The organism is Streptomyces sp. NPDC013457 (assembly GCF_043089925.1).
GTDB lineage: Bacteria > Actinomycetota > Actinomycetes > Streptomycetales > Streptomycetaceae > Streptomyces.
Map to the genome: position 1 here is coordinate 130,517 of NZ_JBICBL010000001.1, position 11,243 is coordinate 141,759.

Annotated in this window: 10 protein-coding genes; 3 read left to right on the plus strand and 7 right to left on the minus strand. The window is 71.8% G+C overall.

The window, feature by feature from the left end; genetic code table 11:
* Position 1 precedes the first annotated feature (1 nt).
* Positions 2 to 1,486 (minus strand): sensor histidine kinase, encoded by a 1,485-nt coding sequence (locus ACF1G2_RS00665; RefSeq protein ID WP_391796110.1) that lies wholly within the window; start codon positions 1,484 to 1,486, stop codon positions 2 to 4.
* A 391-nt stretch (positions 1,487 to 1,877) separates the two neighbouring features.
* Positions 1,878 to 3,209 (minus strand): diaminopimelate decarboxylase, encoded by a 1,332-nt coding sequence (gene lysA, locus ACF1G2_RS00670; RefSeq protein ID WP_391796111.1) that lies wholly within the window; start codon positions 3,207 to 3,209, stop codon positions 1,878 to 1,880.
* 103 nt (positions 3,210 to 3,312) lie between these two features.
* Here lysA and ACF1G2_RS00675 point away from each other — a divergent pair, with 103 nt between their 5' ends.
* Positions 3,313 to 4,980, plus strand: coding sequence for a helix-turn-helix domain-containing protein (locus ACF1G2_RS00675; protein ID WP_391796112.1), 1,668 nt, complete (start codon positions 3,313 to 3,315; stop codon positions 4,978 to 4,980).
* Here the strand turns inward: ACF1G2_RS00675 and ACF1G2_RS00680 are convergent.
* The 5 genes from ACF1G2_RS00680 to ACF1G2_RS00700 form a co-directional block, all read right to left on the minus strand.
* Entirely contained in the window at positions 4,928 to 6,448 is a 1,521-nt protein-coding gene (locus ACF1G2_RS00680; protein ID WP_391796113.1) for an APC family permease, read from the minus strand. The two genes, ACF1G2_RS00675 and ACF1G2_RS00680, sit on opposite strands and share 53 nt — an antisense overlap.
* A gap of 215 nt (positions 6,449 to 6,663) precedes the next feature.
* The gene (locus ACF1G2_RS00685) at positions 6,664 to 7,830 is read right to left on the minus strand and encodes an esterase-like activity of phytase family protein (RefSeq protein WP_391796114.1); all 1,167 of its coding nucleotides are present in this window, start codon (positions 7,828 to 7,830) and stop codon (positions 6,664 to 6,666) included.
* A 231-nt stretch (positions 7,831 to 8,061) separates the two neighbouring features.
* Complete coding sequence (locus tag ACF1G2_RS00690; RefSeq protein WP_391796115.1) at positions 8,062 to 8,727, minus strand: HdeD family acid-resistance protein; 666 nt, start codon at positions 8,725 to 8,727, stop codon at positions 8,062 to 8,064.
* A 203-nt stretch (positions 8,728 to 8,930) separates the two neighbouring features.
* Positions 8,931 to 9,305 carry a PRC-barrel domain containing protein gene (locus ACF1G2_RS00695; protein ID WP_391796116.1) on the minus strand — a complete coding sequence of 125 codons (375 nt, stop codon included), beginning with the start codon at positions 9,303 to 9,305 and terminating at the stop codon, positions 8,931 to 8,933.
* A gap of 160 nt (positions 9,306 to 9,465) precedes the next feature.
* On the minus strand, positions 9,466 to 9,747 hold the full coding sequence (locus tag ACF1G2_RS00700) for a DUF3253 domain-containing protein (RefSeq protein ID WP_391796117.1): 282 nt from the start codon (positions 9,745 to 9,747) through the stop codon (positions 9,466 to 9,468).
* A 139-nt stretch (positions 9,748 to 9,886) separates the two neighbouring features.
* Here ACF1G2_RS00700 and ACF1G2_RS00705 point away from each other — a divergent pair, with 139 nt between their 5' ends.
* Complete coding sequence (locus tag ACF1G2_RS00705; RefSeq protein WP_391796118.1) at positions 9,887 to 10,693, plus strand: phosphatase PAP2 family protein; 807 nt, start codon at positions 9,887 to 9,889, stop codon at positions 10,691 to 10,693.
* A 114-nt stretch (positions 10,694 to 10,807) separates the two neighbouring features.
* Positions 10,808 to 11,230 carry an ATP-binding protein gene (locus ACF1G2_RS00710; protein WP_391796119.1) on the plus strand — a complete coding sequence of 141 codons (423 nt, stop codon included), beginning with the start codon at positions 10,808 to 10,810 and terminating at the stop codon, positions 11,228 to 11,230.
* Positions 11,231 to 11,243: the final 13 nt, after the last annotated feature.

Consider the following 11,243-nt stretch of genomic DNA (forward strand, 5'->3'; position numbering starts at 1 on the left):
GTTACTCGACCTCATCTGACGGCTCGTTGGGTGGAGTGGAAGGTTCGGCGGTCGATCGCTTGTCGCCGTTGAACGCCTCCCACATCAGGCCCGGCTCACGCGATGTGCCGGAGGGGCCCCCGGGGGCGGCCGGAGCGACGGGGGGCGTGGGAGTCGCCAGTACGACCGGCTTCGGGACGGGCGACTCCCGTCGCCGCTGCGGAAGCCCGTTGGCGGTCTTCCTGACCTCGCCGGAATCCCTGACGGTCTCGCGCGCCGGCGCCCGCCGGGGGAGGATCAGGCCGCCCGTACGGTTCCGCATCGGCTCCGGGGCCTTCACGACGGGCTGGGGCACGGTGGTGATCAGACGCCTGGGAACCAGGACGACGGCGCGGACGCCTCCGTAGGCGGAGGTGCGCAGGTGGACCTCGCAGCCGTGCTCGCGGGCCAGTCTGCTGACGACGGGCAGGCCGAGCTGCGTCACCTCGCCCAGGCCCGCGAGGTTGATGCCCGACTGCGCCTGTGCCATGACGCGTTCGACGTGCTGCCGGACCTCTTCGGTGAGGCCGACCCCGCGGTCCTCGATCTCGATCGCGATGCCGGAGGGCACCTCGCTAGCGGTCACCTCCACGGGGGTGTGCGGCGGCGAGAACGTCGTGGCGTTGTCGAGCAGTTCGGCGAGCAGGTGGATCAGCGGCTCGGCGCCCGGACCGACCACGGCCACCTCGGCGACCGACTGCAGCTTGACGCGGGGGTAGTCCACGATGCGCGACATGGCGCCCCGCAGGACGTCGTAGAGCGGGATCGCCTTGGACCACTGGCGCCCGGGCCTGGCGTCGCCCAGGACCGCGATGCTGGCCGCGAGGCGGCCGATCAGAGCGTTGCGGTGGTCGATGTCCTGCAGGCCGCGGGAGACCACGACATCAGTGCCGTGGATGATCTGCATGGAGTGGAGGTCCTTGGCGAGCTGGTGCACGATCGCCTGAACCCGGCGCGCGACCGCCACAAGTGCCCGCTGCGACGCGTCGCGCGTGTACTCCTCGGCCTCCACGGCTTCCAGGAGCGTCTGCAGGGCGCCCTTCAGCGCCTCGGTGAACTCGCCGTCGAGGTGTTCGCCGAAGTCGACGGCCTGCAGGACCTCCGAGGCGGGATCGCCCTTCTGCAGGCGGGCGACGGCCGCGGGGAGGAGCTGCTCCGCCATCCAGACGGTGGTCGCCCGCTGATCGGCCAGGCGTGCGATCAGCGCGGCCACCCGCTCCGCGTGGGACTCGTCCGCCTCGGCCCGCGCCCGCGCGTGGCGGGCGGCCTCCGCCGCGAGCAGCCGGCGTGACGTCGCGGCCGAGGTGACGACCGTCAGGACGACCGCGACGAGGCCGCACCAGGCAACCGGTGTCCGTATCTGTGCAGGGGAGGCGGCCCACGCTATGACGGAGGCCGAGGCGAGGACTCCGGGAGGGAGGAGCCATACCCGGGCGACTCTTGCGGTCGACCGGGGTCTGGAAATCACACCTGCACGAACCATCAGGGGGTCCCTATACGGTCTGAGTTGAGCGGACTGAGGCAATGCGATGCGCCGAAAGGAACAACGGGCTACCGTCGGACATGTGTGCGTCTTCCGACGAGGCCCTACGGGGCGCTTCGGGATAGCGCCGACGGCCGCTTTCCTTCTGCGGCCACATTCCTTACGCATCACAGCGTCCATGACTCGCTGTGAGCGCAGCGCAACACATCGGGGAGCATAGTCAGTTCGGGTTCGCCGTGTGACATTGCCGAAAGGACTGCCTCCACCGGTCGCCTTCCATCCAAAAAGCAGCCAATCACCGAGCCTTAGATGCAATGAACTGATCAGATTCTGTCGCCGACTCGTCGCGGGCCTGGACGGTCACCGCCCTTCGCCGTCAGGAACGGGGCTGGAGGAAAGGCAGGGCGCGCGGGTGTACGGCACCCGCGTCGCGGCGCAACAGGTCGGCGTACGTCTCCCGGCGGACCGCCTCCCGCGCCTGGCCGTCACGGCAGAAGACGACCGGGAGTCTGCGCGCGCCGTTGTAGTTGTTGGCCAGCGAGTAGCAGTAGGCGCCTGTCGCGGGGACGGCTACGACGTCCCCGGCGCGCGGGGAGCGCAAGGGGACGTCACGGATGAGGGTGTCGCCCGACTCGCAGTGCCGGCCGACCAGGTCGCAGGCCTCTCCCCCGCCGACCCGGTCCACCACAGTGGCTTCGAACCGCTGGCCGTACAACATCGGTTCGAGGTTGTCGGCCATGCCTCCGTCCACCGCGACCAGCGGGCGTTCGCCCGGCTTGACCGTGACGACGCGGTACAGGGTCACGGCCGTCGGGGCCACCAGGGACCGGCCCGGTTCGACGATCAGCCGGGCGTCTTCGGGCAGGTGTTCCCGCGCGGCGTCGGTGAGGGTCCTGACGTAGTCGTCGATGGTCGGGGGCCGGTCGTCGTATGTGTAGCGGACGCCCAGGCCGCCGCCGAGGTCGTACACGCTGTGGCTGCCGAGCCCGGGGAGCGCGGCGACGGCCTCGACCGCGCGCCGGAACGGGTCGGTGTCCATGAGCTGGGATCCGACGTGCACGTGCAGCCCGTCCAGACGCAGCCGGGAACTGCGACGGATCCGGTCGGCGGCTTCTCTCGCCTGGCTGCCCGTCAGACCGAACTTGGAGCCGCGGTGTCCGGTCATCATCGCGGCGTGCGTGTCGGCGTCGACCTCGGGGACGACGCGCAGGAGCACGGCCTGCCTTCCTGACGTGACCAGGTTCTCCAGGCGTTCCAGGTCGTGCAGGTTGTCGATCACGACGGTGCCCACCCCGGCGGCGACCGCCATGGCGAGCTCCTCGTCGGTCTTGGCGTTCCCGTGCATGACGATGTGCTCGGGGTCCGCTCCGGCTGCCAGCGCCGTGACCAGTTCGCCCCCTCCCGCGATGTCGACCCCCAGGCCCTCCTCCACCAGGGTGCGGACCACTTCGGTGCAGGGGAAGGACTTGGAGGCGAAGACGGCTTGGCTGTTCGGCCAATAGCGGTCCAGGGCGTCGCGGTAGGCGCGGGCCCGGCCGCGCAGCGCCGTCTCGTCCACCACGAGCGCCGGTGTGCCGAACCGGTCGGCGAGTTCCGTGAGGCCGCATCCGCCGACCACGAGCTCCTCGCGTTCATCCAGGTGGGAGCCGTCGGGGAACAGTTCGACGAGCGGATGCGCAGGGGTGGTCGCAGGTCGGTCGATGAGCATGGAACGCACTTCCGTTCGGTTCGTCGGGTGTTCTCCTGTGGCTATCCTGGCGGGGCTTCACCGGAAGCGCCGCTGTCGATCGGCCGACGAAACGAGACCAGCATTGTCCGATCTCACAACCTCCTTGGACGGCGCAGCCACCCTGGGCGGCGTGCTGGACGGCGCCGGGCCCGCGGGCATCCGCCTGCTCACCGCCCCGGCCGGTCTGGGTGCCCCCGTGCGAGGGACGGTCATCTACGACGCCGGGGACCGGATCGCCGAGTCGCCCGGCGGGCTTCTGCTCCTCGTCGGAGTCGATCCGTCGGATCCCCGCGCGCTCGCGCTGCCGGGCCAGGCGGCCGGCCGGGGCTGCGCGGCCCTCGTCGTCAAACGCCGGGGGCGGGACATGGCACCGCTCGTCGGCGAGGCCGAGCGGCACGGTGTGGCGGTGCTGGCCGCCGAGGACGATCTGCCCTGGCGGAACATCGACGCCGTGCTGAGCTGCGCGATCACCGGCGCCGGCGCGTCGGCCCTGCTGGGGGCCGTACCGGTCGCGGGCGAGCTGTACGCGCTCACCGACCATCTCGCGTCGGTGGTGGGGGGCGCGGCCGTGGTGGAGGACCTGGCCCGGCGGGTCATCGCGTACTCGAGCGTCCCGGGTGTCCGCATCGACGCGCCCCGCGAACGCGGCATCCTCCTGCGCCGTATCGAGGACCTTCCGGGGCGGCCCGATCAGCCGCGGCAGTACCAGCGGGTGCTCGCCGCGCAGACGGTGGTCCGGTTCCCGGCCATCGACGAGGAACTGCCGCGTGCCGCCGTCGCGGTGCGGGCGGGATCGCTCCCGCTGGGCACCCTGTGGGTGATCGAACCGGAGGGCGGCATCTCCCCGGAAGGCATGACGGCGCTCGCGGAGACCGCGCGGCTCGTCGCCCCCCACCTGCTGCGGCTGCTGAACCTGCCGGAGGCCGAACGGCGGCTGCGCCGCGAGACCTTGCTGGCGTTGCTGGACTCGGGTTCGGCGCCGGAGGAGGCATGCGCGCTCCTCGGGCTACGTACGGGAGTGCCCTTCCGGTTGCTGGCGTTCGCCGCGCCCGGGACGGCGACGGCCGCGGAGACGTTCCCGGTCCTGAGCGCGGCTCTGGCCACCGTCCTGGAGCACGCGGAGTCCGAGCTGACCCGGCATGCGGCGGCGCACCGGCCGGACGTCACCGTCGCGGCGGCGGGCGGGGTGGTCTTCGTCCTGGTGCCCTGCTCGGCGGAGGCGGGGGACGGCAGTCGGTTCGCCGACACCGCGCTCGCGGTGGTACGGCGGGCCGTCGCACCCGGAATGCGGGCCGCGCTGAGTCGCTCCTGCCGGAACGCGGGCGCCTCGGCCTCCCTGCGCAGGGAGGCCGAGGCGATTCTGCGGGCCACGGCGGACGCCCCGGTCCCGGCCGGCGTGACGACGGTCGCCGACGTCCGCCACCGGATCCTGCTCGACCGGATCGGGGACGAGCTGGCACGGGACCCGTGGCTCCGGCTGTCCGGCGTCGACGAGCTGGTCGCCCACGACGCCGAACAGGGCACCGGCTACGGGGCCTCGATCACGGCCTGGCTGGACGAACTCGGCGACATCGCCACGGCCGCGGGCCGGCTGCGGGTGCACCCGAACACCCTTCGGCACCGCCTGCGGCGCGCGCGGGAGCTGTTCGCCCTCGACCTCGACGATCCCGACGTCCGGCTGGCCGTCTGGCTGGAGCTCAGGCGATCGGCCCGGACGGGGCGTCCGACGCAGTCACCTCGGACGCCGTGACCTCGTGCGCCGGGGGAACGGGCTGCGGGGAAGCGGGCTCCGGGTCGGTCCGCTCCAGCCGGGAGTGGCGTCGGCCGAACCCGAGGTAGAGCCCCGCCGCCAGCAACAGCCATGCGCCGAACAGGCCCCAGGTCAGCCCGGGCAGCAGCCACGCCAGGTACAGGCAGGACACGGTGGCCAGGACCGGGACGAGCGGATGCAGCGGCAGCCGGAAGGGGCGCGGCGCGTCCGGATTCGTACGCCGCAGGACGACGACCGCCGCGGCGACGGCGACGAACGCCATCAGCGTTCCGAGGCTGGTCAGATCGGCCAGCTGCTGGAGCGGCACGAAGGCGGCGAGCAGCCCCACGCCCGCCCCGACGATCCACGTGTTGCGGGCCGGAGTGTGCCGCTTGCGGTCGACACGGGAGAAGACTCCCGGAACGAGCCCGTCGCGGGCCATCGAGAACAGGATGCGGGTCTGCCCGTAGAGCGTCACCAGCACCACGCTGAAGATCGACACCACCGCTCCCGCGGAGAGCACCAGCGCAGGCCATCCGGCGCCTGTGACATCCCGGAGGATCGCGGCGAGGACGGCCTCTCCGGCGTCCGCCTGCTCGCCGAACCGCGCCGGGTCCTGGGCGCCGACACCGGCCAGGGCGACCGCCGCGTACAGGGTGGTGACCACGAGCAGGGTGAGCAGGATCGCCAGCGGCACGGTGCGGCGGGGGTCGCGGACCTCTTCGCCTGCGGTGGAGACCGTGTCGAAGCCGATGAACGAGAAGAAGACCCCGGACGCGGCGAGCGTCACGCCGGCCACGCCGTGCGGGGCGAAGTCGGTGAACCGGCCGCCGTCGAAGGCCGTCAGGGCGACGGCGACGAAGAGAACCAGCACACCGATCTTGACGCAGACCATCGCCGCGTTGGCGATCGCCGACTCCCGGGTGCCGCGGACCAGCAGCAGCGAGCAGAGCAGCACCACGGCCAGCGCCGGCAGGTTGACCGCTCCACCGGCGCCGGGCGGCTGGCTGATCACGTCGGGGAGCGTGAACCCGAACAGGGCGTCGGTGACCTCGTTGAGGTACTGGCCCCAGCTCACGGCGACGGTGGCGACGGCCACTCCGTACTCCAGGATCAGGCACCAGGCGACCAGATACGCCGCACCCTCGCCCAGCGAGGCGTACGCGTACGAGTAGGTACTGCCCGCGACCGGCACCGCGCCCGCGAGTTCCGCGTAGCACAGGGCTCCCAGGCCGGCGACGACGGCCGCCAGCGCGAACGCGAGCACGACGGCCGGTCCCGCCTTGGGCACGTTCGACCCGAGGACGAAGAAGATGCCTGTTCCCACGACCGAACTGATGCCGAGCAGGGTCAGCTGCCCGAGCCCCATGGTGCGCTTCAGCCCGTCCTGGGCACTCCCTCCGTCCGCCTCGCGCACCAGTTGGTCGAGTGGCTTGCGGCGCATGACCGCTCTCGTGAACGTCGGCATCGTCCGTGCTCCTCAGGGATCCGTCCGCCCGGGGCACCCGGGCGCTGCTGGGATCCTGTAGGGCGACGACGACCGGGCCAACGGATCGGCCGCCTGTGCTCGACGGACGACGTTGTCCGATCGGCCATAGACACGGTGCTCCGCTGCTGGATCGCCAGGGTCGGCGACGCGTCCCGGCCGGCGTTGTCGGCCGGGACGCCGTGTGTCCCCCGGTGTCAGCGAACGGCGATGGCGACGATCTGGGTGACCGCGTCCGCGACGAAGTTGTCGTCGCTGACCAGGATCAGCGACCGTTCGCCGGACGCGAGGCGCGGACCCCACGTCATGCCTTCGGTGTTGTCGACCGCGGACAGGCCCAGAGTGTCGAAGTCGGCGACGAGCTTCTTGCGCATCAGCACGACGGACTGTCCCGCCAGGGAGTCCATCGCCTGCACGTCGGTCGCCCCACGCGTGGTGGCGTCGTAGAGGCGGATCTTGTATCCCGCGCCGGCCACCCAGGTACGTTCCAGGACGAGGTAGCGGTCGGGGTCGTCGGGGAAGGCGAGGAGGGACGGGACGCCGGTGTCCGGGCCCCAGGGACTGCTCGGGTCGGACTCGGCGAAGATCTTCTCGATCGGGTACGCGAACTGCCCGAGTACCCGGCCGTTCCGCGTCTGCTTCGTGACCCTGACGAGCGCGCCGTGCTGCAGGTCGGGCACCGGCCCGTCCTGGAGCAGCGGACCCTCGATCGCGCTGGTCACCACCCTGCCGTCGGCCCCGAAGGTGATCGCCTCGATCGCCTGGTTCCGGCGCGGCCCGCGCTCTTCCGTGGTGACCTCGTAGTTCGGCGGCAGCGGCAGCCGGCCGAGGTACGCGCCGGTGCGGGCGGCGAACTGGATGGACGGCTGGATGACCGGCGCCCCGGCCGCCGTGGGGCGGTCGCCCTCCTGCGCCCACCAGTAGGTGCAGGTACGCGGGTCGACCCGGATCTCCTCCGGATCGACGGCCTTGCCGTCCGCGAGGGCCGGCGACGGATAGACCGATCCGTCCGGCTGGAGGAAGGGGTGGGTACCGGTGAAGTCGACAGAGTGAACACCGCCGGCGTCCACGTCCAGCCTGGCCGTGTAGAAGCGGGCGGGCTGGAGGTTCGAGCGGTCGTCACTGATGAACACGTACTCGCCGGTGCACCGGTTGCGGTCGATGCCGGAGAAACCGCCGACCGTGGTGTCCCGGAAGTCGAGCTTGTGCGGAACGATCTTCTCGCCGAGCAGGCGAGCGGGCGCGGCGTGTTCCGAATTCCGTTCCCCGGAGTCGGGTTGAGCCGCCGAGGCCACTACGGGAGACAGCGAAGAGGCGAGCACCAGGGCCGTCGCGAACACACGGCGCGTCAAGAAGGATCTCATGCCGATGATCTTGGCCCGAGCCGCCTGCGCGCCGCAGTCACCCAACTGGGTATTGCTGTGGAGTCTTCGACGACTGCAGGGTCATCCCGCGCTCAGCGGTCCTCGGCGGACGGCAGGCGGCTTCCCGGCCGCAGGCCGGCGGATCGCTCGGCCTCGTGCATGTACGCCAGGTCCCGGCCACGCTCCCGCCGCCGGTGGTGCGCCGGAGGCGCACTCCCGGTGAGAGGCCGGTCAGCCCGCCGGGTCGGCTGTCGCCCCGGAGGGGTTCTGGCCCGTCATGCCCGCCCTGCGGAGGGCCGAGCGCCAGGCCAGGGCCACGGCCGCCTCGGCCAGGCCGAGCAGGACGAGCCACAGGCCGAGGAGCCGGGTCAGGACCTGGGCGGACTCCGTGGGCAGGGCGAGGACCACGATGCCGGCGGCGATGCCGAGGGCCGCGACGCCCATGACGACCCCGCGGTGCGGCATGTACCTGCTGGCGACGGCCGTGTAGAGGGTGAGGATGCCGGACACCAGCCAGACGCCGCCGACGATCAGGGAGAGTGCGGCGATCGTCTGCAGCGGATTGCGCAGACACAGCACCCCGCCCAGGACGAACAGCACGGCGATGAGCAGCCCCGGGAGTCGTTCGCCCTGCTCCTTCTGGGCGAACACGCTGACGAACCGGAAGCCGCCGATGACGAGCAGGTACAACCCGATGAGCACGGCCAGGACGTGCAGGGTGACGTCCGGCCAGACCAGCGCGATGACGCCCGGTACGAGCGTGACGATCGCCGCGCCCATGATCCAGGTCCACGAACGGCCGAGGCGTGCCAGCTGGTCGGCGGGGTCGGCCTGGGCCGCCCCGACGGCGGTCGGTCCGGGCTCCGTGGTCGGTGTCGGGCCTTGAGGCGTGGTCATGGCTCCTCCTCGTCCGCACGTGATCGAGCGGTGCGTCCTCCCGGCCGCGGTGTCTCTGCCTACAAGCATGCGCCCCGGGGGCTCCGCCGGCCTCACGTGCCACCGGTGAAGCCCCCACGGGCGACGGCGGATCGGGCGCGGCCGGTGGCGGCACGGGACGGTTCCCGCACCCGGGTGCGGGAACCGTCGTGTCCGCTCGACCGTCAGACGGGGCCCTGTCCGCCCCCGAACCAGCCGCCCGTCCGGTAGTAGACGGCGATCTCCTCCCGGTACTGCGGGTCCGCGAGATGCTTGTCGGTGTGGAACTCCGGTGCGTTCTCGACCTGGTCCTTGGTCAGACCGAGGTGCACCGTGTTGTTCTCCAGGTCGAAGCGGGCCACCGTGCTCGCGGGAAGCAGCACCTCCTTGCCGAAGATCCACACGCCGGTGTCGACGACCAGGTACGCGTCGTCGACGTCGTGGGAGTGCTTGTCGACCTTGCCGATGTGCCCGTCGGTGGCCTCGACCCGCCAGCCGGTCAGGTCCGTACCCACCAGGTGGCTGAACGCCTGACCGTAGCTCCACACGTTCTCCGCCATACCGATCACCACTCCGCTCTCTGAGACGCTTCGTCGAGACACATGCTCACCATGGGTTCGGCAGGAACAGATCGCGTGGACCGCGTTCCCGCCACAACCTCAGGGCGACCGCCTGCCCCTCGATCGCGGACCCACACACGCGAGCCGTGCGGCGCGGCGATCAGGTCCCGGAGACGGCCCGGCGGATACGGATCGGGCCGCGGGCTGCGCGTGGATCGACGGGGCGCCCGCCCTGCGTGATCTCCACCTCGCCGGCCTCGACCAGACGCTCGGCCGCGCGGCGGGCCGGTTCCATGAGTGCGCGCCAGCCGTCGTCGTCCCCTTCGTACACCGCGCGAGCGGCATCGGAGGGGCAGATCGTCGCGGTGGGGGCCCGACGGTCCAGCAGCTCGAGGACGGCGCGTTCCAGGCGCCGGTCCCTCTGCTGTTCGCTGTCCGTCACCCTCCCAGTGTCGCACCGGTGAGGACGGGGGCCGGGGTGGTCCGGCGGACGCATGAGCCGCCCGCGGCAGGTAATACGCCGTCCATCGCGCGAGCTCGACGCCCACCCGGCGCGAACGGAAAGGACACCCGTACCGACCATGACTGAGCGTTCCAGCAGCACCTGGCAGCATCGTCTCGGACGGTTCGTGACCGGCCGCGGCGGGCCCGACGCCCGGTTCGGCGTGCGATTGGTGGCGGGCGCGGCTCTCACCGCCCTGGCGTCCGTCCCGTTCTCCCTGGCGCTGGTGCTGCTGGAGTCGCGCTGGGCCCCGCTGCTCCGTCTCGACCAGGACGTGGCTGATCGGCTGCACCGTTCCGCGCTCGCCAGTCCGGCCTGGGTACGGGTACTCGAACTCCTCACGCACGTCGCGTGGGGGCCGCTGACCATGCGGCTTCTGGTGGCCGTCGTGGTGGTGTGGCTCCTCCGGCGGAAGGCGTACCGGCTCGCCGCCTGGGCGGCCGTCACCGCGACGGCAGGCGGGCTGGCGGGACTGCTGGTCAAACACGTGGTCGAGCGTGCCCGGCCGCACCTGCCGGATCCTGTCGCCCACGCGTCGGGCTTCTCCTTCCCCTCCGGGCACGCCATGACGGCCACCACCTCCTGCGCCGTACTGCTGCTGGTCCTGCTCCCCCTGGTCCCGCGGGCCTGGCGGCCGGTGCCGTGGGTCCTGGCGGCCGTCGCGGTGCTCGGTGTGGGGTACACACGGGTCGCGCTGGGGGTGCACTGGGTGAGTGACGTGGTCGGGGGCTGGTTCCTGGGGCTGGCGGTGGTGACCGCGACCACGCTCGCCTTCGAGGCGTGGCGCGGCGACGTCGGCCGCTCCCGTACGACACCCGCCGAGGGCCTTGAACCCGAGGTCGCGACGGACACCCCGGAGTCGGTCCACCGGCCCGGCTCCCGTTGAGACGGGTGGCGTCGTGGGCGGGCGATCGGGTCCCCGCGTCGTGGGCGGGCGGTTGGGTCCCCTCTCGGAGGGAAGACGGGACGAGCGTGGACGTCAGCCGAGGAGGGACGGACGATGGCACAGGACCCGTCATTGAGAGCGGTCGGGTGGGCCCGTTCCCTGCCGATCAGCAATGGTGTGAAGACCGCGAGGGACTGGACGCACGAGCATCTGGTGGCCCTCGGCTGGACACGTACGGCACCGGATCTGGTGGACTCGGTCGTGCTGGCCGTGTCCGAACTGGTCACCAACGCCCATGTGCACGCCCGCAGCGATGCTCAGCTCATCCTGACCTGGGACGAGAAGTGCCTGCACGTGACGGTGCACGACTCCTCGCCCGAGCTGCCGCACCAGCGTGAGGCGAACGACGCGGCCCTCGGTGGGCGGGGGATGTTCCTGATCGACGCCCTGGCCGACGAGTGGCAGGCCCGTCCCTGTCCTCACGGCAAGGGCGTCACCGCCTGCTTCCAACCGCCGTCGGCCGCCGGCCGGACGTAGGCGTCGAAGCGCC